At 62.4% G+C, this 24,958-nt stretch carries 22 protein-coding genes, 1 tRNA gene and 1 pseudogene; 15 read left to right on the top strand and 9 right to left on the bottom strand.

The annotated features are described in order from the left end of the window. The first annotated feature begins 11 nt into the window (after positions 1–11). From PRJ_RS00805 to rsd, 4 genes are all read left to right on the top strand, one after another. A complete protein-coding gene (locus PRJ_RS00805) occupies positions 12–1,112 on the top strand; it encodes a uroporphyrinogen-III C-methyltransferase (protein WP_104960575.1) in 1,101 nt (366 codons plus the stop codon). Continuing rightward, entirely contained in the window at positions 1,109–2,347 is a 1,239-nt protein-coding gene (locus tag PRJ_RS00810) for a heme biosynthesis protein HemY (protein WP_010951574.1), read from the top strand. The genes PRJ_RS00805 and PRJ_RS00810 overlap by 4 nt, the downstream gene beginning before the upstream one ends. A 222-nt stretch (positions 2,348–2,569) precedes the next feature. Further along, the gene (locus PRJ_RS00815; RefSeq protein WP_010951575.1) at positions 2,570–3,076 is read left to right on the top strand and encodes a disulfide bond formation protein B; all 507 of its coding nucleotides are present in this window, start codon (positions 2,570–2,572) and stop codon (positions 3,074–3,076) included. Between the two features lie 231 nt (positions 3,077–3,307). Next, on the top strand, positions 3,308–3,778 hold the full coding sequence (gene rsd, locus PRJ_RS00820) for a sigma D regulator (protein ID WP_104960576.1): 471 nt from the start codon (positions 3,308–3,310) through the stop codon (positions 3,776–3,778). An 8-nt stretch (positions 3,779–3,786) separates the two neighbouring features. Here the strand turns inward: rsd and PRJ_RS00825 are convergent, their stop codons facing one another. Next, on the bottom strand, positions 3,787–4,425 hold the full coding sequence (locus PRJ_RS00825; protein ID WP_049588040.1) for an FKBP-type peptidyl-prolyl cis-trans isomerase: 639 nt from the start codon (positions 4,423–4,425) through the stop codon (positions 3,787–3,789). Positions 4,426–4,603: 178 nt separating this feature from the next. Here PRJ_RS00825 and PRJ_RS00830 point away from each other — a divergent pair. Continuing rightward, positions 4,604–5,592: pseudogene (locus PRJ_RS00830) on the top strand (AlgP family protein). On the opposite strand, the gene PRJ_RS00835 reads toward PRJ_RS00830, so the two are convergent. Next, positions 5,571–6,050, bottom strand: a complete 480-nt coding sequence (locus PRJ_RS00835; RefSeq protein ID WP_064491755.1) for a TIGR02444 family protein — start codon at positions 6,048–6,050, stop codon at positions 5,571–5,573. The pseudogene PRJ_RS00830 and the gene PRJ_RS00835 sit on opposite strands and share 22 nt — an antisense overlap. A 50-nt stretch (positions 6,051–6,100) precedes the next feature. Here PRJ_RS00835 and PRJ_RS00840 point away from each other — a divergent pair, with 50 nt between their 5' ends. From PRJ_RS00840 to PRJ_RS00850, 3 genes are all read left to right on the top strand, one after another. Further along, positions 6,101–8,011 carry an ATP-binding cassette domain-containing protein gene (locus tag PRJ_RS00840; protein WP_104960577.1) on the top strand — a complete coding sequence of 637 codons (1,911 nt, stop codon included), beginning with the start codon at positions 6,101–6,103 and terminating at the stop codon, positions 8,009–8,011. Next, positions 8,011–8,598, top strand: a complete 588-nt coding sequence (locus PRJ_RS00845; RefSeq protein WP_010951581.1) for a mechanosensitive ion channel family protein — start codon at positions 8,011–8,013, stop codon at positions 8,596–8,598. Before PRJ_RS00840 ends, PRJ_RS00845 begins: the two co-directional genes overlap by 1 nt. A 193-nt stretch (positions 8,599–8,791) precedes the next feature. Then, on the top strand, positions 8,792–9,424 hold the full coding sequence (locus PRJ_RS00850; protein ID WP_010951582.1) for a LysE family transporter: 633 nt from the start codon (positions 8,792–8,794) through the stop codon (positions 9,422–9,424). Positions 9,425–9,472: 48 nt separating this feature from the next. Here PRJ_RS00850 and PRJ_RS00855 read toward each other — a convergent pair whose 3' ends face one another. Both PRJ_RS00855 and PRJ_RS00860 read right to left on the bottom strand, forming a co-directional pair. Continuing rightward, entirely contained in the window at positions 9,473–10,225 is a 753-nt protein-coding gene (locus PRJ_RS00855; protein WP_104960578.1) for a slipin family protein, read from the bottom strand. A 2-nt stretch (positions 10,226–10,227) separates the two neighbouring features. Beyond that, entirely contained in the window at positions 10,228–11,574 is a 1,347-nt protein-coding gene (locus PRJ_RS00860; protein ID WP_104960579.1) for a nodulation protein NfeD, read from the bottom strand. A 98-nt stretch (positions 11,575–11,672) separates the two neighbouring features. Here PRJ_RS00860 and PRJ_RS00865 point away from each other — a divergent pair, with 98 nt between their 5' ends. The 3 genes from PRJ_RS00865 (at position 11,673) to PRJ_RS00875 (ending at position 13,143) form a co-directional block, all read left to right on the top strand. Continuing rightward, positions 11,673–12,131, top strand: coding sequence for an aminoacyl-tRNA deacylase (locus PRJ_RS00865; RefSeq protein WP_104960580.1), 459 nt, complete (start codon positions 11,673–11,675; stop codon positions 12,129–12,131). A gap of 61 nt (positions 12,132–12,192) precedes the next feature. Continuing rightward, positions 12,193–12,435 (top strand): DUF2789 domain-containing protein, encoded by a 243-nt coding sequence (locus tag PRJ_RS00870; RefSeq protein WP_104960581.1) that lies wholly within the window; start codon positions 12,193–12,195, stop codon positions 12,433–12,435. A 69-nt stretch (positions 12,436–12,504) separates the two neighbouring features. Beyond that, entirely contained in the window at positions 12,505–13,143 is a 639-nt protein-coding gene (locus PRJ_RS00875) for a hypothetical protein (RefSeq protein ID WP_003255871.1), read from the top strand. 6 nt (positions 13,144–13,149) lie between these two features. On the opposite strand, the gene PRJ_RS00880 is transcribed toward PRJ_RS00875, so the two are convergent. From PRJ_RS00880 to PRJ_RS00890, 3 genes are all read right to left on the bottom strand, one after another. Beyond that, the gene (locus PRJ_RS00880) at positions 13,150–13,587 is read right to left on the bottom strand and encodes a CBS domain-containing protein (RefSeq protein WP_014589311.1); all 438 of its coding nucleotides are present in this window, start codon (positions 13,585–13,587) and stop codon (positions 13,150–13,152) included. Positions 13,588–13,756: 169 nt separating this feature from the next. Next, positions 13,757–15,487: a dipeptidase gene (locus tag PRJ_RS00885; RefSeq protein WP_104960582.1), complete on the bottom strand. Its 1,731-nt coding sequence runs from the start codon at positions 15,485–15,487 to the stop codon at positions 13,757–13,759. Positions 15,488–15,649: 162 nt separating this feature from the next. Beyond that, positions 15,650–15,726: transfer RNA gene (locus PRJ_RS00890), tRNA-Arg, on the bottom strand. A gap of 475 nt (positions 15,727–16,201) precedes the next feature. On the opposite strand from PRJ_RS00890, the gene gabD reads away from it, so the two are divergent. The 3 genes from gabD (at position 16,202) to PRJ_RS00910 (ending at position 20,501) form a co-directional block, all read left to right on the top strand. Then, a complete protein-coding gene (gene gabD, locus PRJ_RS00900; RefSeq protein ID WP_010951596.1) occupies positions 16,202–17,644 on the top strand; it encodes an NADP-dependent succinate-semialdehyde dehydrogenase in 1,443 nt (480 codons plus the stop codon). Between the two features lie 182 nt (positions 17,645–17,826). Next, a complete protein-coding gene (gene gabT / locus PRJ_RS00905) occupies positions 17,827–19,104 on the top strand; it encodes a 4-aminobutyrate--2-oxoglutarate transaminase (protein WP_003255866.1) in 1,278 nt (425 codons plus the stop codon). Between the two features lie 137 nt (positions 19,105–19,241). After that, complete coding sequence (locus PRJ_RS00910) at positions 19,242–20,501, top strand: response regulator (protein ID WP_104960583.1); 1,260 nt, start codon at positions 19,242–19,244, stop codon at positions 20,499–20,501. Between the two features lie 89 nt (positions 20,502–20,590). Here the strand turns inward: PRJ_RS00910 and PRJ_RS00915 are convergent, their stop codons facing one another. After that, positions 20,591–21,619 carry a sensor domain-containing diguanylate cyclase gene (locus PRJ_RS00915; protein ID WP_064491760.1) on the bottom strand — a complete coding sequence of 343 codons (1,029 nt, stop codon included), beginning with the start codon at positions 21,617–21,619 and terminating at the stop codon, positions 20,591–20,593. A 99-nt stretch (positions 21,620–21,718) separates the two neighbouring features. Then, the gene (desA, locus tag PRJ_RS00920; protein WP_014589316.1) at positions 21,719–22,903 is read right to left on the bottom strand and encodes a delta-9 fatty acid desaturase DesA; all 1,185 of its coding nucleotides are present in this window, start codon (positions 22,901–22,903) and stop codon (positions 21,719–21,721) included. Positions 22,904–23,049: 146 nt separating this feature from the next. Between desA and dibA the strand changes: the two genes are divergently transcribed. Beyond that, the gene (gene dibA, locus PRJ_RS00925) at positions 23,050–24,945 is read left to right on the top strand and encodes a phosphodiesterase DibA (protein ID WP_104960584.1); all 1,896 of its coding nucleotides are present in this window, start codon (positions 23,050–23,052) and stop codon (positions 24,943–24,945) included. Positions 24,946–24,958 lie beyond the last annotated feature (13 nt).

Raw genomic sequence — 24,958 nt, forward strand, 5'->3', positions numbered from 1 at the left:
AGGATGGATACGTGAGCGAGACTGTCTTGTCCAATAACGATAAACCGTCGGCGCAGGCGCCTGCGGAACCCGTTACCACCCCACCTGCCAAGCGCTCCGGCAGTGGCCTGGCAGCGCTGGCCTTGCTGCTTGGTGCGGCCGGGGTGGCGGTAGGTGGCTGGGGTGTCTGGCAGGTGCGTCAACTGCAGGGCAGTGAGTTCAACCAGGGCCAGCACATCGAGGCGCTGAACCAGCGCGCCGAGGCGCTGCAGCAACGTGAACAGCAGATCAGTGCGCAACTGGCCAGTCTGCCAGCCGCCAGCGAGCTGGAAGACCGCCGGCGCTTGGTAGCCCAACTGCAGGGCGACCAGCAGCGTCTCAGCCAGCGCCTGGAAACCGTGCTGGGAGAAAGCCGCAAAGAGTGGCGCCTGGCTGAAGCCGAGCACCTCCTGCGGCTGGCTACCCTGCGCCTTTCGGCGTTGCAGGACATCACCAGTGCCAAAGCCCTGGTCGAAGGCGCCGACGAGATCCTGCGCGAGCAGAGCGACCCGGGTGCCTTCGCCGCCCGCGAGCAACTGGCCCGCAGCCTGGCCACGCTCAACAGCACTCAGCAACCGGACCGTACTGGCCTGTTCTTGAAACTGGCTGCGCAGCGTGAGCTGGTACAGCAGCTGAGCGCCCAGTCCCCCGAGTTCGACAGTAACGCCGATGCGCTTGGCGCCCTGACCGCCGACGGTGATGGTGCCAGCAGGCTGTCGCAGTGGTGGGCAGAAATATCCAAGTACTTCCAGATCGACTTCAATGCCGATGAAAACGTGCGTCCGTTGCTGGCCGGGCAGCAACTGAACCAGCTGCGTCTGGCCCTGAGCCTGACTATCGAGCAGGCCCAGTGGGCGGCGCTCAATGGTGATGCCAAGGTTTACACGCAGGCGCTGGACGACGCCCGCAGCGTACTGCTGGCCAACTTCAACGCAGACAATCCGCAAAGCAAGGCCATGCTCGACAGCCTCAATGCCTTGGCCGATCAGCCGGTGTCGGTGGTTACCCCTGACCTTAGTGAAAGCCTGGCGGCAGTGCAGGCCTATATTCAGCGCCGTCACCTGCCGGCCGAGGCTGAAGGGGGCAAGCCATGAAGCGTGTCTACCTGTTGGCCGTGCTTGCGATCGTGGTTGCTGCGGCACTGGGCATCGCGGTTGCCAAGCACAGCGGCTATGTACTGATTTCCTATGGTGGCTTCCGTTATCAGTCGGGGCTGTGGGCAGCCTTGGCGGGTATTTTGGCGGTCGTCCTGCTGCTGTGGTTGCTGCGCTATCTGGTCGGCCTGGTGCTGACTTCCAGTGGTGTGGTCAACCCGTGGTCACGGCGTAACCGCAGCCGACGTATCCGCCTGGCCATCGAACAGGGCCAGCTCGACCTTGCCGAAGGCCGCTGGGCCAGTGCCCAACGGCACTTGCACCGTGCCGCCGAGGCGGAGCGCCAACCGTTGCTGTACTACCTTGGTGCCGCGCGTGCCGCCAACGAGCAAGGCCGTACCGAAGACAGCGACAACCTGCTGGAGCGTGCCCTGGAGCGCCAGCCGCAAGCGGAGCTGGCCATTGCCCTGACCCATGCCCAGTTGCAAATGGACCGTGGCGAAAACGATGGGGCCCTGGAAACCCTGCTGGCCATGCAGGAGCGCCACCCGCACAACGGCCAGGTGCTGCGCTTGCTGCAACGCCTGTACGTGGAGCGCGGCGACTGGTCTGCACTGATCCGCCTGCTGCCCGACCTGCGCAAGGGCAAGGTGCTGCCGCCCGCCGAGCTGGCTGCTCTGGAGCAACGTGCATGGGGTCAGAACCTGAGCCTGGCGACCACCCGTGGCGAAGATGCGCTCAGTGCACGTCAATCCTTGGAGCGCGCCTGGCAGCAGCTGACCGCAGCCCAGCGCCAGGAGCCACAACTGGTGCTGGCGTACGCCGAGCAACTGCGCCAGGTAGGTGCCCAGAACGAGGCCGAACAAGTACTGCGCACGGCCCTCAAGCGCGACTACGAAAGCCACCTGGCCCGCCTTTACGGCCTGGTGCGTGGTGATGACCCGGCGCGTCAGCTGCAAACCGCTGAAGGTTGGCTCAAGGCTCACCCGCAAGACGCCAGCCTGCTGCTGACCCTGGGCCGTCTGAGCTTGCAAAACCGCTTGTGGGGCAAGGCGCGTGACTACCTGGAAAGCAGCCTGCGCATGGAGCGCAACCCCGAGGCCTGTGCTGAGCTGGCCCGCCTGCTCGCGGGGCTGGGCGAGACCGAGCGCAGCAACCAGCTGTTCCAGGAGGGCCTCGGCCTGCTGGACGAGCGCCTGCTGGCGCTGCCTTTGCCAGAAGGCGTGCGCGCCTGACCTACCCCAAGGCCCGCGCAAAGGTGCGGGCATTGGGGGCAGGTAATTTATCTTTCGCTGTCAGTTTGATCTGAAGTCCATTTCTTCCGTCGCCTCCTACGGCATATCTGGAAATTTCCTACGCGATTCAGTGACTTGTCGTTGCTGTCGTGCCTTGAAACAAAGCGTGTCTTTCCTCTACCGTTTCAAGCCACTACTTTTTCCCCGGGACCTTCACCGCCCATGCTGCCGGCCCGTTTGCGCACCTTTTTTCTTCCTGCCTGCCTGGTCGCACTGGCAGTACTGGTTGCGTCCTTCCGTCTGGAAAACACAGTGGGGCTGATGCCGTGCCCATTGTGCCTCAGCCAACGGTTGCTGCTTGGCGGGTACGCGCTCCTGTGTTTCGCAGCCGTGCTGCAGGCGCCGGGCACTCGGGGCATCCTTCGTTATGCTCGGCTGGCCCTGGGCTGCTCGCTGGCCGGCGCATTGCTGGCAGCACGGCATGTCTGGTTGCAGGGGGCTGAGGGGGTCAATGAGGTATGCCCGGTGCCGATCGGGCGAGTGTTCGAGCAATCCTGGAGTGAGGCGGCACGGCAACTGCTGCTGGGTGGCCCGGATTGCCGTTCGCTTGCCTGGAGTTTTCTCGATCTGACACTACCGGAATGGAGCCTGTTGGCCTTCCTGCTGCTGGCGGTGCTGCCCTTGAGTTGCCTGCTGGCGTATCGTTTCCGCACCTTGGCAAGAACATGACCTGGCGCAAGGTTGTGCCATTAGCGCGACCAATGGTGATGTAACAGGGTATTAAACACTTGTATGAACTTTGTGTGCTGCGTACCTTGAAGGGCAGCACGCGCGGGAATAATCTCCCAGCACGCATACCGGAAAAACAACTGCTCGATGCCGTCCTGCTGATGTCACCTTTGTGCTGCGCGGTCGTGGTGCGAGGTGCAGCGGCATCTACCCAGAAGGGAAGAGATCGCCATGCTCGATAGTTGTCAGAACGCCCAGGAACGCTGGGGTGGGGTTCACAAGCTGATCGACCGTTGGCTGGAGGAGCGCCAGGAACTGGTGCAGGCTTTTCGCGCCCTGCGCGATGTGAGGCCAGCCTTCGCCGACAAGGACACCAACGGGGACTTTTGCGCCCTTCTGGTCGACTACGTTTCGGCGTGGCACTTCGAAGTCTGCGAGCAACTGGTCAGCGAGGCCAAGGCGTTCGGAGACGAGAAGGCGCTGAAACTGGCCGAAGAGATCAACCCACGGATCAACGACAGTACTCAGATCGCACTGGCCTTCAATGACCATTGCACCAAGGGGGAGTGCAAGGACACCGAACGCTTTGCCGAGAAGCTGGCCAAATTGGGCGGGTTGTTGCATGAGCGCTTCGAGCTTGAAGACTGCCTGATCGAAGTGCTGCACAACGCACACAAGGAAGAGGGTGCAGTGCAGGCCTGAGGTTGGCGTCAGTCGCCAACCGCCAGCAGTTCAATCTCGAATACCAAGGGGGTGTAGGGTGCAATCAGGTCTCCCGCCCCCTCGGCGCCATAGGCTTGCGCTGAAGGAATTACCAGGCGCCATTTGGCGCCGGTGTGCATTTTCGGCAAGGCGACCTGCCAGCCTTCGATAACCGAATCCAGGTTGAACCATTGGGGGGTCTGGTTCTGGTCGAATATTGAGCCGTCCGGCAATCTGCCCACATAGCGCACTTGCACTTTGCCGCCCGCTTTTGGCTGTGCACCCGTGCCTGCCTGCAATTCGCTGTACAGCACACCTTCCGTTAGTTCGTGCACCCCATAACGCCCACGTTCATTAGCCATGAAACGCGTTTCGGCGGCCTGCAGCTTTTGCGCAGCGGCGTCACCTTCCTGGGCTTCATGCTGCTGCAGCACTGCCTGCATGCGTGCCTTGTCGAGTTTCAGGGGTTGCCCCTGATAGGACTGCTTCAGGCCTTCGACCAGTGCATCCAGCTGCAAGCCCGGCATCTCCTGGCGCAGGCGTTCACCCAGGCTGGCACCCAGGCTGTAGGCCAAATCGTGGTCGTCGTTGTCGGCCAAGGCGAGGGGCGCCATCAGGCATAAACCCAAAACAAGATATCGAGGCAACGCCTGACTCCCAAATACCAGCAATGATTAATTCAGCAACTACACTTTCACGCAGCTGCAAGATAACAACTTTGCCCAGGCATGCAACGCGGCGTAAACATTACGGTCAACATGCCCTAGCGGCGGTAGCAGCAGAAGCATAGTATGAGCCGCAATCTCGTCAGCCAGGAGGTAAACCATGTCGGCCAAAAAGAAGCCAGTAAGTACGCCGTTACACCTGCTCCAGCAACTTTCGGGCAGCTTGCTCGAACACTTGGAAGAGGCCTGCTCGCAAGCGCTGGCTGATGCGGAAAAACTGCTGGCGAAGTTGGAAAAGCAGCGTGGCAAGGCGCAGGAAAAACTGCACAACGGTCGCCTGAAACTGCAAGACGCGGCCAAGGCAGGTAAAGCCAAGGCGCAAAGCAAGGCGCAAAAAGCCATCGGTGAACTTGAAGAACTGCTCGAGTCTCTCAAGGAACGTCAAACCCAGACGCGCTCTTACATTCAGCAACTCAAACGCGATGCTCAGGACAGCCTCAAGCTGGCTCAGGGTGTAGGTAAAGTACGCGAAGCTGCAGGCAAGGCCCTTGATCAACGTGCGGCCAAACCGGCTGCCAAGGCAACCGCTGCTGCCAAGCCTGCGGCCAAACCAGCTGCCAGGGCGACCGCTGCCGCCAAGCCTGCGGCCAAACCAGCTGCCAAGACGACCGCTGCCGCCAAGCCTGCGGCCAAGCCTGCGGCCAAACCAGCTGCCAAGACGACCGCTGCCGCCAAGCCTGCGGCCAAACCAGCTGCCAAGGCGACCGCTGCCGCCAAGCCTGCGGCCAAACCAGCTGCCAAGGCGACCGCTGCCGCAAGCCTGCGGCCAAACCAGCTGCCAAGGCGACCGCTGCCGCCAAGCCTGCGGCCAAACCGGCTACCAGGGCGACCGCTGCGGCCAAACCGGCTGCCAAGGCGACTGCGGCAGCCAAACCTGCGGCCAAGCCAGCTGCCAAAGCCCCTGCTGCCAAGCCGGCCGCAAAACCAGCTGCCGCCAAGGCACCAGCACGCACGGCCGCCAAACCCGCCGCCAAACCTGCTGAAGCCAAACCCGCTACACCGGCCGCCGCAACCAACTCGGTGAGCCCGGCTGCTGCTGCACCGTCGGCACCTGTGAGTACTCCGGCTCAGGCACCTTCGGCGTCCTGAAGCGCAGCCGCTGCGACGCGCAACTGAACTAGCGCGTCATGATGCAGAGCCTGGTCCGGTGCCAGCCGGGCCAGCCAGTCGTCCGCGGGCTCATGGGAGCCCACGGGCCACTGTTGTGAGCGTTCCTGCAAGCGCTCCAGCAAGGCTTTTTCTGCCTGTAACTCCAACCCCTTCACCTGTTCACGCAATGCGGCCAGTTGTGCATCACCCGATGCTGGGGTTCGCCATTGCTGGCGCAGGCTGCGCAGCGGGGCGACCACGTCACGCTGCCAAGGCTCGGCAAGTTCTTGCAGTGCTTGCGCACGTTCGCCTAGTACGGCCACACCACGTGCTTGCAGCCAGGTCGCGCACAGCAGCAGGCAGACATCGCCACCCAGTGCCTGCAGTTCAAGGCAGGCGGCTTCCACGCCGGGCCTGGCATACAGGGCCAGGGCGTAATTCCACAGGTCGGTGTGCATGGTTCCACTCGCGCTATGGGCCGAGGAAGCTGGTAGACTCCGCGACCATCATGATCAGACTATCCAACCTCACTTTACAGCGTGGTCCGCAGCGCTTGCTAGAAGGCGCCGAGATGACCCTGCACGCCGGTCACAAGGCCGGCCTGATCGGCGCCAACGGTGCCGGAAAATCCAGCCTGTTCGCCTTGCTGCGCGGTGAGCTGTCGCCCGATGCCGGTGACTGCCAACTGCCCGGCGACTGGCGCATCGCCCACATGCGCCAAGAGGTCGACACCCTCGACCGCCTGGCTGTGGACTATGTGCTTGATGGCGACGTGCGCCTGCGCAAGGTCCAGGCCGAACTGGCCGCGGCCGAGCAGGCCCATGACGGCACCGCCCTGGCGCGTCTGCACAGTGAGCTGGAAAGCGCCGACGGCTATACCGCCGACGCCCGTGCGCGCAAGTTGCTGGCTGGGCTGGGCTTCACCAACGAACAGATGGACCGCCGTGTCGGCGATTTCTCTGGTGGCTGGCGGATGCGCCTGAACCTGGCCCAGGCACTGATGTGCCCGTCCGACCTGTTGCTGCTCGACGAGCCCACCAACCACCTCGACCTCGACGCTATCCTGTGGCTGGAAGACTGGCTCAAGGGCTACCCCGGCACGTTGTTGCTGATCTCCCACGACCGTGACTTCCTCGATGCCGTGGTCGACCATGTGCTGCACGTCGAGCAGCGCAAGCTCAACTTGTACAAAGGCGGCTACACCGCCTTTGAGCGCACCCGTGCCGAGCGCCTGGCGCAGCAGCAGCAGGCCTACGAGAAGCAGCAGGCGCAGCGCGCGCACATGGAGAAGTACATTGCCCGCTTCAAGGCGCAAGCCACCAAGGCCCGCCAGGCGCAAAGCCGGATCAAGGCCCTGGAGCGCATGGAAGAGCTGTCGGCGGCGCATGTCGATTCACCGTTCGACTTTGTCTTCCGTGAATCGCAGAAAATTTCCAGCCCGTTGCTGAGCCTTTCCGAAGGTCGCCTGGGTTATGGCGACAAGGCCATCCTCGACAAGGTCAAGCTGCAGCTGACCCCGGGTGCTCGTATTGGTCTGCTCGGGCCCAACGGCGCCGGCAAGTCGACCCTGATCAAGAACCTTGCAGGTGAGCTGGAGCCGTTGTCGGGCCGCCTGGTTCGTGGCGAGAACCTGGCTGTAGGCTACTTTGCCCAGCACCAGCTGGACTCGCTGGACGACAAGGCCAGCCCGCTGCTGCACCTGCAGCGCATCGCCCCTACCGAGCGTGAGCAGACGCTGCGCGACTTCCTCGGCGGCTTCGATTTCCATGGTGCCCGCTGCGACGAGCCGGTGGTTAACTTCTCTGGTGGCGAAAAGGCCCGCCTGGCACTCGCGCTGATTGCCTGGGAGCGGCCAAACCTGCTGCTGCTCGACGAACCGACCAACCACCTCGATCTGGAAATGCGTCTGGCGCTGACCATGGCCTTGCAGGAGTTTGCCGGTGCAGTGGTGGTGGTGTCCCACGACCGTCATTTGCTCAAGAGCACCACGGACGACTTCCTGCTGGTGGCCGACGGCAAGGTCGACACCTTCGACGGTGATCTGGAGGACTACAGCCGCTGGCTGGTCGAGTACCGCCAGCGCAGTGCGCCGGCCAGTACTGCACCGGCCAACCCGGACAAGACCGACAAGAAAGCCCAGCGCCAGGCTGCCGCAGCCTTGCGTCAGCAGTTGGCACCGCACAAGAAGGCTGCTGACAAGCTGGAAACCGAGCTCAACCAGGTGCACGCGCAATTGGCCGAGATCGAGACCGCGCTGGGTGATGGTGGCCTTTACGATGCGGCGCGCAAGGACGAGTTGCGCGACCTGCTGGCGCGCCAGACCCGGCTCAAGCAACGCGAAGGCGAGCTGGAAGAGGCCTGGATGGAAGCGCTGGAAACCCTAGAAAGCATGCAGGCCGAACTCGAGGCGTTGTCCTGATGGAGGAACTGCGTTCGCTGCTGCCAGGGCAATGGATGGACACCTTCTGGCTGGGTTTGCAGATCCTCTTGATCCTGGCAGCGGCGTTCATCCTGCAACGTATCGTCGCTCGCGGGCTAAGCCGCCTGGGCCAGCGTTACCCGTTACCGCCGGAGCTGCTGGTGCCCGTGCGCGGTGGCTTGCGCTGGCTGATCATGGGCAGCGCGCTGCTGTTCGTGCTGGAGCGCATGGGTGTTTCGGCAACCGTGTTGTGGACAGCACTTTCCGGCTTCGTAGCGGTAGCGGCGGTGGCCTTCTTCGCCATGTGGAGCGTGCTGTCCAACCTGTTGTGCGCGGTGTTGATCTTCACGGTCGGGCCGTTTCGCATCGGCGATGTGGTCGAGCTGGTCGACACCCTCGACAAGCCTGGCGTCAAAGGCCGGGTGATCGCCATCAACCTGCTGTTCACCACCCTGCTGGAAGTGCCCGAAGCGGGCGGAGCGCTGGTGCAGGTGCCCAATAGTCAGTTCTTCCAGAAGTCCGTGCGGCGTTGGCGCGGGGCCGAGGTACAGGCCCTGCACAAAGAAACAGCTGCGGAAGCGGACTGAGCCTGTTCTGGCCCCTTCGCGGGCACGCCCGCTCCCACAGGTATTTCACAGCGTCTGAAAATGCACTGTAGGCGTGGGAGCGGGCGTGCCCGCGAAGAGGTCAGGCCACACAAATCCATCAGAAATCACTGGTTATTTTTTCGCCAAAACCTTAGCTTAACGTTTTGCAACAAATGTTCGAGCGAGGTGTGTGATGTCGATGGAAGTATGGTTAGGCTTTTTTGCCGCCTGCTGGGTGATCAGCCTTTCACCCGGTGCCGGGGCGATTGCCTCGATGTCCAGCGGCCTGCAATACGGCTTCTGGCGTGGATACTGGAACGCCCTGGGCCTGCAGCTGGGCCTGATCATGCAGATCGCCATCATCGCCGCCGGCGTCGGTGCCGTCCTGGCTGCCTCGGCCACGGCGTTCCAGGTCATCAAGTGGTTTGGCGTCGGCTACCTTGTGTACCTGGCCTACAAGCAGTGGCGTGCCCTGCCGATGGACATGAGCGATGAATCAGGCGTGCGCCCGATCGGCAAGCCGCTGAGCCTGGTGTTCCGTGGCTTCCTGGTCAACATCAGCAACCCCAAGGCGCTGGTGTTCATGCTGGCGGTGCTGCCGCAGTTCCTCAATCCCCATGCGCCGCTGCTGCCGCAATATGTGGCGATCACCGTGACCATGGTCACGGTCGACCTGCTGGTGATGGCGGGATACACCGGGTTGGCTTCGCATGTGTTGCGCATGCTGCGCACGCCCAAACAGCAGAAGCGTTTGAACCGCACCTTTGCCGGGTTGTTCATTGGTGCAGCCACCTTCCTGGCGACCTTGCGCCGCGCGCCGGTCTGACAGACCGCATACAGGCCATTCGCGGGCAAACCCGCGATTGGCCCATCACTATTTCTCCTTGTCCACCAACCCCTTCAGCAGATCTATCGGCAGCGGGAAGACGATGGTCGAGCTCTTGTCCCCGGCAATCGTCCCCAGCGTCTGCATATAGCGCAACTGCATCGCCCCCGGTTCCTTGCTCAGCATTTGCGCGGCTTGCATCAGTTTCTCCGACGCCTGCAGTTCACCCTCGGCATGAATCACCTTGGCCCGACGTTCGCGCTCGGCCTCGGCCTGGCGGGCGATGGCGCGTACCATCGACTCGTTCAGGTCAACGTGCTTGATCTCGACGTTGGCCACCTTGATACCCCAGGCATCCGTCTGCGCATCCAGTACCTGGCGGATGTCCAGGTTCAGTTGCTCGCGTTCTGCCAACAGCTCATCCAGTTCGTGCTTGCCCAGCACCGCACGCAGGGTCGTCTGGGCCAGCTGGCTGGTCGCCACCAGAAAATCCTCGACCTGAATGATCGCTTTCTGCGGGTCGAGCACGCGAAAGTACAACACTGCGTTGACCTTGACCGAAACGTTGTCGCGGGTGATCACATCCTGCGGCGGTACATCCAGTACCACTGTACGCAGGTCGACCCGTACCATTTGCTGGATCACCGGGATCAACAGGATCAGCCCCGGCCCTTTGACCTGCCAGAAGCGCCCCAGCTGGAACACCACGCCGCGCTCGTATTCGCGCAGGATGCGAAACGCCGACAGCACCAGCATGGCCAGCACGATCAACACAGCGCCGAAACCGAATTGCATGAACATGCTCATTCTCCTTGCGTCGCAGGCGCGGCGGCGCTCACTTCCAGCATCACGCCATGGCGCGCGGTCACCCGTACGTTCTGGCCAGTTTGCAGCGGCGTTGCGCACCGCGCTTGCCATGGCTCGCCCTGAGCCAGCACGACACCACAGAAGGGGTCGCTTGCCATCACCTGGGTGACGGTGACCAGGCTGCCGACCAGGCCGGCGTCGCCACTGACGAGCGCCCGTTGCCGGGCCTTGAGAGCCATGCCCAGCACGCCACCGATCAGGAGTGCCGAGAGCAGCGCCAAGGTGCCGATCAAGGCCAGGGGGATGCCGAAACCGGGGGCGTCGGTGTCGATCAGGATCAATGCGCCGACCACAAAGGCAACGATGCCGCCGAAGCCGACCACGCCGAAACTGGGCAAGAAGGCTTCGGCGATCATGAAGGTGATGCCAAGCAGGATCAGCGCCACCCCGGCAAAACTCACCGGCAACAGCTGCAGCGCATACAGCGCCAGCAGCAGGCAGATACCACCGACCACACCGCCCACCGCAGAACCTGGGTTCATGAATTCGAACAACAGGCCGTAAACGCCGATCATGATCAGGATCAGCGCTACGCTGGGGTTGGTGATGACCGCCAGAAACCGTGTGCGCCAGTCCGGCAGATGCTCGACCACGCTGGCGCCTGCGGTCTGCAACTGCCGTGGTTGGCCGGCCACCTGAAGCGTTTTGCCGTCGAGCTTGCGCAGCAGGTCAGGCAGGTCATCGGCCACCTGATCGATCACGTTCAGCCGCAAGGCCTCGCTGGCGGACAGGCTGACCGCCTCGCGCACGGCCTTCTCCGCCCAGTCGGCGTTGCGGCCGCGCAACTGCGCCAGGCCACGGATGTAGGCGGCAGCGTCGTTGACCTGTTTGCGTGCGAGGGTTTCATCGTCGCCGCTTTTGGCTTTGTCGTCACTGGGCGTGCCAGGCGCACCGCCGATCCGCACCGGCGTGGCAGCTCCCAGATTGGTTCCGGGCGCCATCGCCGCGACATGGCTGGCGTAGAGAATATAGGTGCCGGCGCTGGCGGCGCGGGCTCCGCTGGGGGCAACGTAGCTGGCGACCGGTACAGGGCTGGCGAGAATTGCCTTGATCATCTGGCGCATGGCGCTGTCCAGCCCGCCCGGGGTATCCATGCGGATAACCACCAGTTGCGCGCCTTGCGCCTGGGCCTGGCTGAGGCTGCGCACCAGGTAGTCGGCGCTGGCCGGGCCGATGGCGTCGTCGATGTTCAGCACCCACACCGCGCCGGGCGCTGCCTGGCCACCTGGCGTGATGCCAAGCAACAACAGCAGCAACAGCCAGCGCCAGCAGCGGGCGATCACCTGTCGTCACCTCATTTGCGCGTATTACACAAGTTTAGCCCCGCCCACCCGTACCCGGCCTAAAATTGAGAATTGGGGGGCGAAACCGGAGGTGCATCATGCGTATGGCAAAGACCCTGCAGGCCAGCCTGGACAAGGCCAACTGCGACTACGACATCATTCCCCACCCACATTCGGCCACCAGCCTGGAGTCGGCCCGAACGGCCGGCGTGCCCGCCGAGCGGGTGGCCAAGTCGGTGATGCTCGATGACCGTCATGGCAACTACATCATGGCCGTTCTACCGGCCAACCGGCACCTGGACATGACCAAGGTGCGTATGTCCGGGGCCTGGCATCTGACCCGTGAAAGTGGTCTGCCGAGCCTGTTCAATGACTGCGAACGCGGTGCCGTGCCGGCCCTTGGCGATGCTTACCAGATAAAAATGCTGCTCGACCCGAGTCTTACCCGCCAAGGCGATGTCTACCTGGAGGCGGGTGACCACGATCACCTGATTCACATGAGCATGGAGCAGTACATGAAACTGGTGCCGCACGCCGAAGTGCGCGAGCTGTGCTGATGTTTTCAAACCAATGCCAGGCGGGCGTCGTGGACGGCTTGCCTGGCGCTCAGGAGGAACCATGGAAGCGCCGATCCATCCCTTTGCCGAACTGTTCAAGCAGCTGGGCTTGCCCGACGATCCCACGAGTATCGATCAGTTCATCACCAGCCATTCCCCGCTGAAGAACGAAATCAAGCTGGTGGATGCGCCGTTCTGGAGCGACTCTCAGCGGGCATTTCTCCAGGACAGCATCATTGAAGATTCCGATTGGGCCGTGCCCTTCGATCAACTCAACGAAGCGTTGCGCCGCCCCCGAAAATAAAGCGCCGAGCGGCACCTGACGAGTGATCGGCCGTTGCTATGCTCAGGAAAACAATAAGGGGATAGCGCGATGAAAGATCCCTACGCACCAGGTTTCTGGTGTTCCGTGACGATCCTGGGCACCCTGACGGCCAGTTACTTCTATGGCATCAGACAGACGCAACAGATGAACCAGGCCGTGCATTTCCTGTACGCCGCTGCCGCAGTCACTGTAGCGGTTGCACTGGTGGCGCTGACATGGATCGCCTGGCAGCAGTTGCGCCTGAACAAGCGCGAAGTGGTGCAGGGGCGAACGTTGCTGACCATCTGGAATACCAAGGTTGCGCTACGCCGCGTCGAGACGGTTTTCGACCGTTATTTCTGGGGCAGCTACTGGCATTCGGGGCGTACCTTCGAAGAGGTCATGGGCGAGCTCAGGGGCACTCCGCTGGAGCAGAGCCTGGATGCGCTGAAGCGCCAGTGCCGGGTGCTCGACCGCGAAATCCATGACCGCCATCACCACTGGCTGGCCAACGCTCGCGACCTGTCCAGCGTGGCCCAGGCGATGGCCCGCGAACGCTACCAGCTGGACCTCGGCGAGCCCACGCACAGCGGCCACGGCAATACGGCAGTGCTCAACCGTGACCTGGAAGTGCTGGTGTACACCTGGTCGGCGCGCTTGCGTAGCTTCGACCATCAGCTGGACGAGCTGGAGCGCGCCTACCATTGAGGCGCTTCATTCGCCGCGGATGTACTGCTCCATTTGCTTGATCAGGCTCGCCTGTTCGTCAATGGTTTCCTTGACCAGGTCGCCGATCGACAGCAGGCCGAGCAATCTGCCGTTGTCGACCACCGGCAGGTGACGCAGGTGCCGGTCGGTCATCAGATTCATGCAGAAATCGAGCTTTTGCTTGGGCTCCACGGTGACCACCGGTGCGCTCATGATTTCGCGTACCGGCGTGGCGGCGGAAGAGCGGCCCTTGAGGACCAGTTTTCGCGCATAGTCCCGTTCACTGACGATACCCACCACCTGGCCACCCTCAACCACGGGCAGTGCACCGACGTTTTTCTCCGCCAGCAGTTTCAGGGCGTCGAGCACCGAGTCATCCGGGCCGATGGTGTACACGGTCTGGTGCTGGGACTTGGTCTTGAGGATTTGTTCGACGTTCTTCATACGGGCCTCTGCGGGTGAAAAAACGCTGTCTCGGTTTAACTAAAGCATCCGGTACGGCGCTCTGCACGGCAATGCAGGAAACGGCATGGAGGCGATTGAAAAACGTCATTGCCGTTCGCTTGTAACAGCCTTTTCGCGGCTAAAGCCGCGAAGAGGCCGGTACTGCGCATCAAAGCTTCGGCATCTGGCCGATCCGCGCCACCATTTCGCTCACCACCTGCAAGTCCAGCATGAACTGCTCCACGGTCTTGAACTCGTTGTCGTTGTGCCCGGTGTACTTCACGTCCGGCATGGCCAGGCCAAATTGCACACCGTTGGGAAGATCGTGCACCGAAGTCGCGCCGGCCGAGGTTCCGAACTCATGCTTCATACCCAGGTTCTCGGTGGCCACAGCGAGCAGAGCCTTGACCCATTCGCCTTCAGGGTTGCGGTACATCGGCTCGTCCAGGCTGAAGTCGAATGCCACCGAGGTGTTGCTTTGCCGGGTCCATTTGCCCAGTTTGTCGGCCAGTTCGTCCTTGATCGTGGCGATCGGCTTCCCCTTGGGAATGCGCAGATTCACCGCCAGTTTCAAGCCTTTGTCATCCACCCCGACAAAAGTCAGCGAGGTGGTCAGCGGGCCCATGAACGGGTCCTTGAAGGCCACGCCGAGCTTGTTGCCCAGGTAGTCCAGGCCCCAGTTTTCGGCGGCGTAGCGGGCCGCGTCGGTAAAGTGGTTGTGCTTGAGCGACACCTGCTGGCCGAGGCCATTGATGAAGTCGAGCATACGCGCCACCGGGTTGATGCCGGATTCCGGCTCCGAAGAGTGTGCGGAAACACCGGTCACGGTGAGCAAGACTTGCTTGCCGTCGGCCTTGGCGTCGATGCTGAAGTCGCTTCCATGCTGCTTCACATATCTGGCGCCGGCTTGCTGCAGGTGCTTGACCAGCTGTGCCGGGTTGTCAGAAATCAGGGTCGCAACCGACGTTGTCGGGATCTGGTTGGTGGCCAGGCCACCGGTCAGGTTGACGATCTCGGCACCCTTGCCGCTGGCCGGGCGCTTGGTGAAGCTGGCCATGACCGTGCCGTAGCCTTTCTCGGCAATCACTACCGGGTAGCCGCCGTCGAGGGCCAGGTTGTAATCGGGCGTAGGGTTGCGCTCAAAGTAGTAGGGGATGGCATCACCGCTGGTTTCTTCGGTGGTGTCGATCAGCAGCTTGAACTGCCGGGCGAGCGGCAGGTTTTCGTCCTTGGCCACTTTCAGCGCGTACATCGCCACCACGATGCCGTTCTTGTCGTCCTCGGTGCCGCGGCCGTACATGCGGTCACCCACCAGGGTGACCTTGAACGGGTCCAGGCGCGTACCGTCGGCCAGCTTCCAGTTGTCCGGGTTGACCGGCACGACGTCAGCGTGGGCATGGATGCCGATCACTTCCTTCCCGCTGCCCAGCGAGATCTCGTACACCCGGTTGTCGATGTTGCGGAAGGCCAGGCCGAAGCGGTCGGCCAAGGCCTTGATCTTGTCGGCGATCTTGAGGAATTCAGGGTTTTCGTACTGCGGCGTACCCTCGACATTGAAGGTGGGGATGGCTACCAGTTCACGCAGGGTTTCGGTTGCGGCTTTGCCATACTTGATGCGGGTATACAGGCCGAGCAGGCGGTTGATCTCGTCTTGTTGCCCGGCGGCCAATGGCTTGTCGGCCAGGTAGGCGTCGACGGTTGCCTCGAGGTCGTCGGCCTTGCCCAGGTCGCTGCCTTTGAGCTTGCCGAGGAATTGCCTGAAGTCGCTTGGGTCGCTGCCGTCGAAGGCTTTGACGATAGCTGCGGACTGCTGCTGGGTGAGGTTGGCCTGGGCAGGCTGGGTGAACAGGCCGATGCTGGCCAGCAACAGGGTGGTGGCGGTGAGTTTTTTCAACTGCATGGTTGTGCGCATTCCTTCGCCAATCATTGTTATGGGTTACCCGTTCGGAGAACGGGAAGACGCCCACGCTAACATCAATGACCCGTGGCACGGGAGTACCAGAAAGGTGACATGGCGCACAAACGAAAAAGCCCCGGGCTCAGGCCCAGGGCTTTCTTGATATGGCGCACTCGGCGGGATTCGAACCCACGACCCCTGCCTTCGGAGGGCAGTACTCTATCCAGCTGAGCTACGAGTGCAACGCGCACGCATGATACCCATCTGTGTCGTTGACGTCCATCGCCTTGATCTGTAGCTGTTTTTACCGTGTTGGCTGTGCAGATCCCTGTGGGGCGGATACACGACAATACCGATCGGAAATGAACAACGGTGGGCCGGGGGGACCGGCCGTAACCGAGCGCACGCCAATGCCATCGATTACGGCGCCGATGACGACAGCATCATCGTTTCAGCCCAGCATCAGGGCGGGGGGAAATTAGCCGTGACAAGCAGTGAAACGAATTTTGGTTTCGCCCCACGTCCGGCCGCAGCATCGTCTACCCTTCAGCGGCCATTCTGCGGGCGATTTCAGATGGGCTGTGCAACCATTCGTTCTTTTTTTCGAACAGCCTATTGTCCAACACCCCAGCAGCCGCTTAGCATTCGTTTGAGATTTCAAACGCTCGATGCCCTGCCTTGGGCGCTTTTCAACAATCAACAATTCGGGAAGCCGACATGCAGCTCAAAGACGCTCAGTTGTTCCGCCAGCAAGCCTATATCAATGGTGAGTGGCTGGATGCGGACAACGGCCAGACCATCAAGGTGACCAACCCGGCCACCGGCGAAGTCATCGGTACCGTGCCGAAGATGGGCACCGCGGAAACCCGCCGCGCCATCGAGGCCGCCGACAAGGCCCTGCCGGCCTGGCGTGCCCTGACTGCGAAAGAGCGCTCGGCCAAGCTGCGTCGCTGGTTCGAACTGATGATCGAGAACCAGGACGACCTGGCTCGCCTGATGACCACCGAACAGGGCAAGCCGCTGGCCGAAGCCAAGGGCGAAATCGCTTACGCTGCCTCGTTCATCGAGTGGTTCGCCGAAGAAGCCAAGCGCATCTACGGTGACACCATCCCGGGCCACCAGCCAGACAAGCGCCTGATTGTCATCAAGCAGCCAATCGGCGTTACCGCGGCCATCACCCCGTGGAACTTCCCGGCCGCCATGATCACCCGTAAAGCCGGCCCGGCCCTGGCCGCTGGCTGCACCATGGTCCTCAAGCCGGCTTCGCAAACCCCATACTCCGCTCTGGCGCTGGTCGAGCTGGCCCACCGTGCCGGCATCCCGGCTGGCGTGCTGAGTGTGGTTACCGGCAGCGCCGGCGAAGTTGGCGGCGAACTGACCGGCAACTCCCTGGTACGCAAGCTGTCCTTCACCGGCTCGACCGAAATCGGTCGCCAGCTGATGGAAGAATGCGCCAAGGACATCAAGAAGGTTTCCCTGGAGCTGGGTGGCAACGCCCCGTTCATCGTGTTCGACGACGCCGACCTGGACAAGGCGGTCGAGGGCGCGATCATCTCCAAGTACCGTAACAACGGCCAGACCTGCGTCTGCGCCAACCGTATCTACGTGCAGGACGGCGTCTACGACGCGTTCGCCGAGAAGCTGGCCGCTGCAGTTGCCAAGCTGAAGATCGGTAACGGCCTGGAAGAAGGCACCACCACTGGCCCGCTGATCGATGGCAAGGCTGTCGCCAAGGTCCAGGAACACATCGAGGACGCCGTCAGCAAAGGCGCCAAAGTGCTGTCCGGTGGCAAGCTGATCGAAGGCAACTTCTTCGAGCCGACCATCCTGGTTGACGTACCGAAGACCGCTGCTGTCGCCAAGGAAGAGACGTTCGGCCCACTGGCGCCGCTGTTCCGCTTCAAAGACGAAGCCGAAGTCATCGCCATGTCCAACGACACCGAGTTCGGCCTGGCCTCGTACTTCTACGCCCGCGACATGAGCCGTGTGTTCCGTGTCGCCGAAGCCCTGGAGTACGGCATGGTGGGTATCAACACCGGCCTGATCTCCAACGAAGTCGCGCCGTTCGGTGGTATCAAGGCTTCGGGCCTGGGCCGCGAAGGTTCCAAGTACGGTATCGAGGACTACCTCGAAATCAAATACCTGTGCATCAGCGTCTGATAGCACGGTAAAGGCTTTACCTCTGCCAGCGGGGCGCGAGAGCGACGTCTCGCTGGCCTTTTTTACATTGCAGTACCTGGTGGCCAGGGCGTTCACGACAGTCGATCAACGAATACTGTTCGCGAGCACTCCCAGCCGCCCCCGAATAAAAGCGCCATTCCTGTCGGCGCAATGAGGGCATTATGAGCAAAACCAACGAATCCTTGATGCAACGTCGTGTAGCTGCCGTCCCACGTGGCGTCGGCCAGATCCACCCGATCTTCGTCGACACCGCGAAGAACTCGACCGTGATCGACGTTGAAGGCCGCGAACTGATCGACTTCGCTGGCGGCATCGCAGTACTGAACACCGGCCACCTGCACCCGAAAGTGGTTGCAGCTGTGCAAGAGCAGCTGACCAAGGTCAGCCACACCTGCTTCCAGGTGCTGGCTTACGAGCCCTACGTAGAGCTGTGCGAAAAGATCAACAAGCTGGTCCCAGGCGACTTCGACAAGAAGACCCTGCTGGTCACCACCGGCTCCGAAGCCGTTGAAAACGCCGTCAAGATCGCCCGTGCTGCCACTGGCCGCGCTGGCGTCATCGCCTTCACCGGCGGTTATCACGGCCGTACCATGATGACCCTGGGCCTGACCGGCAAGGTCGTGCCGTACTCCGCTGGCATGGGCCTGATGCCAGGCGGCATCTTCCGCGCCCTGTTCCCGAGCGAACTGCACGGTATCAGCGTTGACGACGCCATCGCCTCGGTCGAGCGCATCTTCAAGAACGACGCCGAGCCGCGCGACATCGCCGCAATCATCCTCGAGCCAGTACAAGGCGAAGGCGGCTTCCTGCCAGCGCCGAAAGAGCTGATGAAACGCCTGCGCGCCCTGTGCGACCAGCACGGCATCCTGCTGATCGCCGACGAAGTACAAACTGGCGCTGGCCGTACCGGCACCTTCTTCGCCATGGAACAGATGGGCGTTGCGCCTGACCTGACCACCTTCGCCAAATCCATCGCTGGCGGCTTCCCGCTGGCCGGTGTGTGCGGCAAGGCCGAATACATGGACGCCATCGCGCCTGGCGGCCTGGGCGGTACCTACGCCGGTTCGCCGATCGCTTGCGCCGCGGCCCTGGCCGTGATCGAAGTGTTCGAAGAAGAAAAACTGCTGGACCGCAGCAAGGCTGTGGGTGAGCGCCTGACCGCCGGCCTGCGCGAAATCCAGAAGAAGTACCCGATCATCGGCGACGTCCGTGGTCTGGGCTCGATGATTGCCGTCGAAGTCTTCGAGAAGGGCACTCACACCCCGAACGCTGCTGCTGTTGGCCAGGTTGTCGCCAAGGCTCGTGAAAAGGGTCTGATCCTGCTGTCTTGCGGCACCTACGGCAACGTCCTGCGTATCCTGGTTCCGCTGACCGCCGAAGACGCGCTGCTGGACAAAGGCCTGGCCATCATCGAAGAGTGCTTCGCTGAAATCGCCTGATGTGACGCGCTTCAGAAAAAACCCGCCTAGGCGGGTTTTTTTATGCCCAGATAAGCCGTGTGGCGCTATGGTTATCGGAGGACTGGCTTTGGAAGCTGCGACGGACTGTGTGTCAGGTTATTCAGGAGTAGTTGGCGATGAGCGCTGCAGCCCCCACCCCACCAAGCGTACTGATTGTCGAAGGCGATCCTTGGGTACGGGACATGCTCAGCGAGATGCTGCTCAGCGTGCGCTGTGACGCCCGCCTGCAGGTATGCGCGGACGGCTCGCAGGCGCTCAGTGCCTTGTCCAGCAAGCCTGACCTGATCATCGCCGCCCGTGAGCTGGCCGGTGTCGACGGCCTCGACCTGCTGCGCAAGGTGCGCGCCAAAGGGCCAGGGGTGCCGTTCATTCTCATGAGTAACCGCAATGACAGCGCCAGTGTGCGCGAAGCGCTGCCCCTGCACCCCACGGCGTACCTGAGCAAGCCGCTGAACCTGGATAACCTGCGCAAGCGCCTGCAAGAGTTGCTGCTGGCCGTTGGCGAGGAGATCGCCTGCCCGGTACCGGCGTTGCAGGCGGGGGCCACCCTGTCAGCCTACCTTGAGCAGCGTCGCGCTACCGCCGATGGCGGGCCGCTGCTGGCCGATGTGCAGGTAGCGATCAATCGAGCGCTGAACCCCCAGGGCCTGAACCTCAGGGTGCTCGAAGAGGAAGTGCGTAACGATCCGCAAGTTACGGCGGTGCTGATCGCTGCCGCCAATAGTGCGGCATTGCACCGTGAAGTCCCGGTGCAGACGTTGCTGCAGGCCCTGAACAAGCTTGGCAGTACCCAAAGCATGAACCTGATCCTGGGCATGACCCTCAAGCGCAGCGCCCGCCTCAGTGACCCGCTGTTGGCGGAGCACGCGACCCGTTACTGGGACCTGTCACTGCACACTGCCGAATATGGCCGCACCTTGGCGCGCATGCTCGAGCTGGACGAGGGGCGTTGTTACTGCGCGGGCTTGCTGCATTGCCTGGGCGACCTGGCGGTGTTGCGCTGCCTGCAAGAGTGGCGGTTGGCCGGGGGGGATCTGGACGAGCGCAATGTGCAGCAATCGCTGGAAGAGTTTGCTGCGGCATTCGGCTCGGCGTTGCGTACTCGCTGGCGTTTGCCGCTGGCACTGCGCGAGTTGATCGCTGCGATCTACCAGTTGGGTGGTGGCGTTTACTCGCTGGAGATCCTGGCCATGAACCTGGCTGGGCAGTTGTCGCGGCTGCCGGCCGGGCAGGGGCTGGAGAAGGTGGCCAGCGGCAAGACGGCGCGGCTGCTCAAGCTTGGCCTGCCGGAGCTGAGGCGGTTGCGCAAAGTGGAGAACCCGGAAGTAAAGCCGCAGGAAGAACCGCCGGTGGCTGGGGCCGAGGTTTCCAGCTGAGATTCGGGGCCGCATTGCGGCCCTTCGCGGGCTTGCCCGCTCCCACAGGCCCGCGAATAGCGGCCACAGCCAGTGCCCGTGCCGCCTGATCAGCCGCGGACTATCTGGTTCTTGCCCTGCCGCTTGGCCCGGTACATTGCCGCATCGGCCCGCGCATACAGGCTGTCCAGCGCCACATCCTCGTCGGTCAGCCCGGTCAGCCCCTGGCTCACCGTCACCCCGTACGTCTGCTGGCCATGGGTGAAGCTCAAGTGCTGAATCTGTCGTTGCAAGCGCTCGGCAATCTGCTCCGCGACCTGGGCGTTGCAGCCCGGAAACACTGCCGCAAATTCTTCGCCGCCAATGCGTCCGAACAGGTCGCCCCGGCGTAGCACGGCCTTGCCGCTGTCGGCGATGTGTTGTAGCACCTGGTCGCCTTCCTGGTGGCCATAGCTGTCATTGATGCGTTTGAAGTCGTCGATATCCAACAGCAGGAAAGCCAGCGGTGTACCGTCCTCACGTGCACTGTCGAAGGCTTGCTGGGCACATTCGAAAAAGTGCCTGCGGTTACTGCTCTGGGTCAGCACGTCGGTGGTGGCCAGGCGCTGCAGTTCGCCTTCAAGCTGCTTCTTCTCGGTGATGTCTTCGGCGATACCGACAATGATTACCCGGTCGCTATCGTGCTGCTGGTTGATGTAGCACTTGTCGCTCAGCCAGCGCAGTTGCCCGTCGGCATTGAGGATGCGGTACTCGCGGTCTTCCACCGCGCCCTTGAGCAGTACCTGGGCCAGGCTACGTTCGGCGAACTCGAGGTCGTCGGGGTAGATGCTGTCACGCCATTCGTTGTAGTCAGCCAGCACCAGGCTGACCGGGCGGCCAAAGATGCGCTCGTAGGCTGGGCTCACGTACAGCACCTGACGGGTTTCCCAGTCGAAGGCCCAGAGCACTGCGTTGACGCTGTCGAGCAACGAGCTGAACAGCTGATCACGCTCACTCAGGCGGGCAACCTCTCCTTGGGCGTGGAGCAACGCCAGTAAAGTCTGGGCGGCTTCGGGAGGAGGGGTGCCGGGGAAAATCGTTGGAATGTTCTTGGCCATGTGCACGGAGCAGGTCTCAACGTGAAAGCGTGCGGCCAGCATCCGGCCCGCCACGCAGGCGATATTCCGGATTCGAGTGGAGAGGTAGGGGCGAAGTTCCGAATGGCACGCCCCGCTGCGGGGCGTGCCGATCAACGGCGGTCAGGCGCCGGTCGGGCGCAGCGAGTAAGTCTTGAGTTGTGCTGCGAAGTCGCGCAGTGCCTGGATGCCGCTGGTTTCGGCCTCATGTACCCAGTCTTTCATGGCTGCCAGCATGTCGTGGCCGTTGGCACTGGTGCGCGCCCAGATCTGCTGCAGGGCCAGGCGCTTTTCGTAGATGGTTTTCAGTGCCTGGCTGTGCGCGAGCATGGACTCGATGCGCACGTGGTGGCGGTCTTCCAGCAGGCTGGTTTCGCGAGACAGCAGCCGTTTGGCACGGCGGAAGCGGTGACGCACCGAGGCGTCGACACGGGCCAGTTCCTGTTTCACCAGCGGGCCGATCACCAGCTTGCGGTACTGGGCCATGATCTGGAAGCGGTTGTTGAGGATGGCCATGGCGGTGTCCATGTCCAGGCTGGCCTTGCCGGCCACCCGGTGGGCGATGGGCGCCACGCGCTGCACCTTGGCCAGACGCAGCAGGCAGAACAGGCGGATCCACGCCCAGCCCATGTCGAACTCCCAGCGTTTGACCGAGAGCTTGGCCGAGTTGGGGTAGGTGTGGTGGTTGTTGTGCAGTTCTTCACCGCCGATGACGATGCCCCAGGGCACCAGGTTGGTGGCGGCGTCGCGGCATTCGAAGTTGCGATAGCCGAGGGCATGGCCCAGGCCGTTGACCACACCGGCGGCCCAGAACGGAATCCACATCATCTGCACCGCCCATATGGTGATGCCCAGGGTGCCGAACAGCAGCAGGTCGATTACCGCCATCAGTGCGATACCGCCCAGTTTGTAACGCGAGTACAGGTTGCGCTCGATCCAGTCATCCGGGCAGTTCTTGCCATAGATGCGCAGGGTTTCGGGGTTGCGCGCCTCTTCACGGTACAGCTCGGCACCTTTGCGCAGCACTGTGCCCAGGCCCTTGTACACCGGGCTGTGCGGGTCGTCGGGGGTTTCGCACTTGGCGTGGTGCTTGCGGTGGACGGCGGTCCACTCGCGGGTGTTCTGCGCCGTGGTCAGCCACAGCCAGAAGCGGAAGAAGTGCTTGAGCGCGCCGTTGAGCTCCAGGGCCCGGTGCGCGGAGTAGCGATGCAGGTAGACCGTGACGCTGACAATGGTCACGTGGGTCATCAACAGAGTGATGCCGACCAGTTGCCAGGCCGACAGGTCGAGCAGGCCGTTATACCACATAGGTGCAAATACCCTCGAAATGCAGGGGGAAGGGCTGATTATCCCTTGGCGGGGAAATAAAACCAGTCAACCGTTGAGATAGGAGGTCACGACATGTTTCAGCCTTTATAATGCCCACTCCTTTTTGATGGCCTTTCCCACCCGACATGTCTGTTTCCGTTCGCGACGCCTTGCGCATGGCTGCGCTGTATGTGGTGCTCTCGATCCTCTGGCTTGCGCTGGCGGAGGTGATGCTGCACAGCATGACTGACGATCCCTTGGCACTGACCGTGGGGCGGCAGATCAACGTGGTGGTCTGGGTGCTGCTCAGTGCCTTGCTGATCTATGTGTCGCGCGTGCGCCTGCTCAATTTCATCGGCCATGGCGCGCGTTTGCGTTGTGAAGATCGTGAACGGCTGCGCATGGCTGCCGCAGTGTTCGACAGTACCCTCGAAGGTGTGCTGGTGACCGACCGCCAAGGCCTGATCGTGCACGTCAATCGTGCCTTCATGCGCATCACCGGCTACCAGCAGGATGAGGTTATCGGCCAGCGCCCGAGCAAGTTCAAGTCGGGCCACCATGGCCTGGCCTTCTACCAGGAGGTTTTCGCCACCCTGGCCGAGAAGGGCGAGTGGAGTGGTGAAATCTGGAACCGGCGCAAAAGCGGGGAAATCTACCCGCAGTGGCAGACCATTTGCGCCATTCGTGATGACGAGGGTGAGCTCAGCCATTACGTGGCGGTGTTCAGTGACATCAGCGCCATCAAGCATTCGGAACAAGAGCTTGCCTACCTCGCCCACCACGACCCGCTGACCGGCCTGCCCAACCGCCTGCTGTTTACCGACCGGCTGGAGCAGGCATTGGCGGCTGCGCAGGCCAACAAGCGCGGTTGCGCCTTGTTGCTGCTGGACCTGGATCACTTCCAGAGCATAAACGACGGCCTGGGCCATACCATTGGCGACCAGTTGCTGAAGCTGGTGGGCGAGCGTCTGGGGGAGGTGTTGGGTAACGGTGTGACCCTGGCGCGTCTGGGCGGCGACGAATTCGGCGTGCTGGTCGAGAACTGCCAGCAGGTCGGCCAGGCGGGCAAGCTGGCGCAGTGCATCATCGAGCGTATGCGTGAGCCGTTTCAGTTCGACGGCAATCGTCTGTTCATCAGCGCCAGCGTCGGAATCAGCCTTTACCCCAGCGATGCCTTGGGTGCCGAGCAGTTGCTGCGCAATGCCGACTCGGCGTTGTACAAGGCCAAAAGCAACGGGCGGGCCTGCTATGCGCTGTACACCGAAGAGCTGACCGCCCACGCCCAGCATCGGGTCGAGACCGCCGCTGAATTGCGTCGGGCCCTGGAGCAGGATGAACTGCGGGTGTACTTCCAGCCGGTACACGACCTGGCATCAGGCCGACAGGTCGGGGTCGAGACGCTGGTGCGCTGGCAGCACCCCAGGCGCGGTCTGGTACCGCCGGGCGAGTTCATCCCGATTGCCGAACGCACCGGCCTGATTGCCGAGATCGATACCTGGGTGCTGCGCCAGGCCTGCCGGCAAATGGTGCAGTGGCAGGCTGAAGGCCGGCAGCTGGCATTTGTGGGGGTGAACATCTCCAGTCGCCTGTTTGGCCAGCATGAGCTGTATCGGCAGGTAGCCGAAGTGCTGCACGACACCGGCCTCGCCCCGGCCTTGCTGGAGCTGGAAGTGACCGAAAGCGCGGTGATGGAAGACCCTGAGGTGGCGCTGGAGCAACTGCACCGCTTGCGCGAACTGGGGGTGACCCTGGCCATCGACGACTTTGGCACCGGGTATTCGTCACTGCTACGGCTCAAGCGTTTGCCGGTGCAGAAGCTGAAAATCGACCAAGGGTTTGTAGCTGGGTTGCCACTGGATGAGGATGACATCGCAATTGTGCGGGTGATCATCGCCTTGGCCCGTAGCATGGGTATGCAGGTGCATGCCGAGGGCATCGAGCAGGCGGAACAGGCCAGCTTCCTGCTGCAGGAGGAGTGCCAGTTGGGTCAAGGGTACTGGTTCGGGCGGCCAGTGCCGGCTGAGGATCTTCGCTGGGATTGAGAGCGGGCTGCAA

This window comes from Pseudomonas sp. XWY-1 (assembly GCF_002953115.1).
In the GTDB taxonomy this organism is placed as follows: domain Bacteria; phylum Pseudomonadota; class Gammaproteobacteria; order Pseudomonadales; family Pseudomonadaceae; genus Aquipseudomonas; species Aquipseudomonas alloputida.

Excerpts from the sequence above, each read along its gene's own strand:
- PRJ_RS00835 (WP_064491755.1), bottom strand. The coding sequence starts at position 6,050 with ATGCACACCGACCTGTGGAATTACGCCCTGGCCCTGTATGCCAGGCCC.
- PRJ_RS00885 (WP_104960582.1), bottom strand. The coding sequence starts at position 15,487 with ATGCAGTTGAAAAAACTCACCGCCACCACCCTGTTGCTGGCCAGCATC.
- PRJ_RS00880 (WP_014589311.1), bottom strand. The coding sequence starts at position 13,587 with ATGAAGAACGTCGAACAAATCCTCAAGACCAAGTCCCAGCACCAGACC.
- gabD (WP_010951596.1), top strand. The coding sequence starts at position 16,202 with ATGCAGCTCAAAGACGCTCAGTTGTTCCGCCAGCAAGCCTATATCAAT.
- PRJ_RS00865 (WP_104960580.1), top strand. The coding sequence starts at position 11,673 with ATGCGTATGGCAAAGACCCTGCAGGCCAGCCTGGACAAGGCCAACTGC.
- PRJ_RS00910 (WP_104960583.1), top strand. The coding sequence starts at position 19,242 with ATGAGCGCTGCAGCCCCCACCCCACCAAGCGTACTGATTGTCGAAGGC.
- dibA (WP_104960584.1), top strand. The coding sequence starts at position 23,050 with ATGTCTGTTTCCGTTCGCGACGCCTTGCGCATGGCTGCGCTGTATGTG.
- desA (WP_014589316.1), bottom strand. The coding sequence starts at position 22,903 with ATGTGGTATAACGGCCTGCTCGACCTGTCGGCCTGGCAACTGGTCGGC.
- PRJ_RS00810 (WP_010951574.1), top strand. The coding sequence starts at position 1,109 with ATGAAGCGTGTCTACCTGTTGGCCGTGCTTGCGATCGTGGTTGCTGCG.
- PRJ_RS00855 (WP_104960578.1), bottom strand. The coding sequence starts at position 10,225 with ATGTTCATGCAATTCGGTTTCGGCGCTGTGTTGATCGTGCTGGCCATG.
- PRJ_RS00875 (WP_003255871.1), top strand. The coding sequence starts at position 12,505 with ATGAAAGATCCCTACGCACCAGGTTTCTGGTGTTCCGTGACGATCCTG.
- PRJ_RS00845 (WP_010951581.1), top strand. The coding sequence starts at position 8,011 with ATGGAGGAACTGCGTTCGCTGCTGCCAGGGCAATGGATGGACACCTTC.
- PRJ_RS00815 (WP_010951575.1), top strand. The coding sequence starts at position 2,570 with ATGCTGCCGGCCCGTTTGCGCACCTTTTTTCTTCCTGCCTGCCTGGTC.
- PRJ_RS00870 (WP_104960581.1), top strand. The coding sequence starts at position 12,193 with ATGGAAGCGCCGATCCATCCCTTTGCCGAACTGTTCAAGCAGCTGGGC.
- gabT (WP_003255866.1), top strand. The coding sequence starts at position 17,827 with ATGAGCAAAACCAACGAATCCTTGATGCAACGTCGTGTAGCTGCCGTC.
- PRJ_RS00850 (WP_010951582.1), top strand. The coding sequence starts at position 8,792 with ATGTCGATGGAAGTATGGTTAGGCTTTTTTGCCGCCTGCTGGGTGATC.
- PRJ_RS00915 (WP_064491760.1), bottom strand. The coding sequence starts at position 21,619 with ATGCTGGCCGCACGCTTTCACGTTGAGACCTGCTCCGTGCACATGGCC.
- rsd (WP_104960576.1), top strand. The coding sequence starts at position 3,308 with ATGCTCGATAGTTGTCAGAACGCCCAGGAACGCTGGGGTGGGGTTCAC.
- PRJ_RS00840 (WP_104960577.1), top strand. The coding sequence starts at position 6,101 with ATGATCAGACTATCCAACCTCACTTTACAGCGTGGTCCGCAGCGCTTG.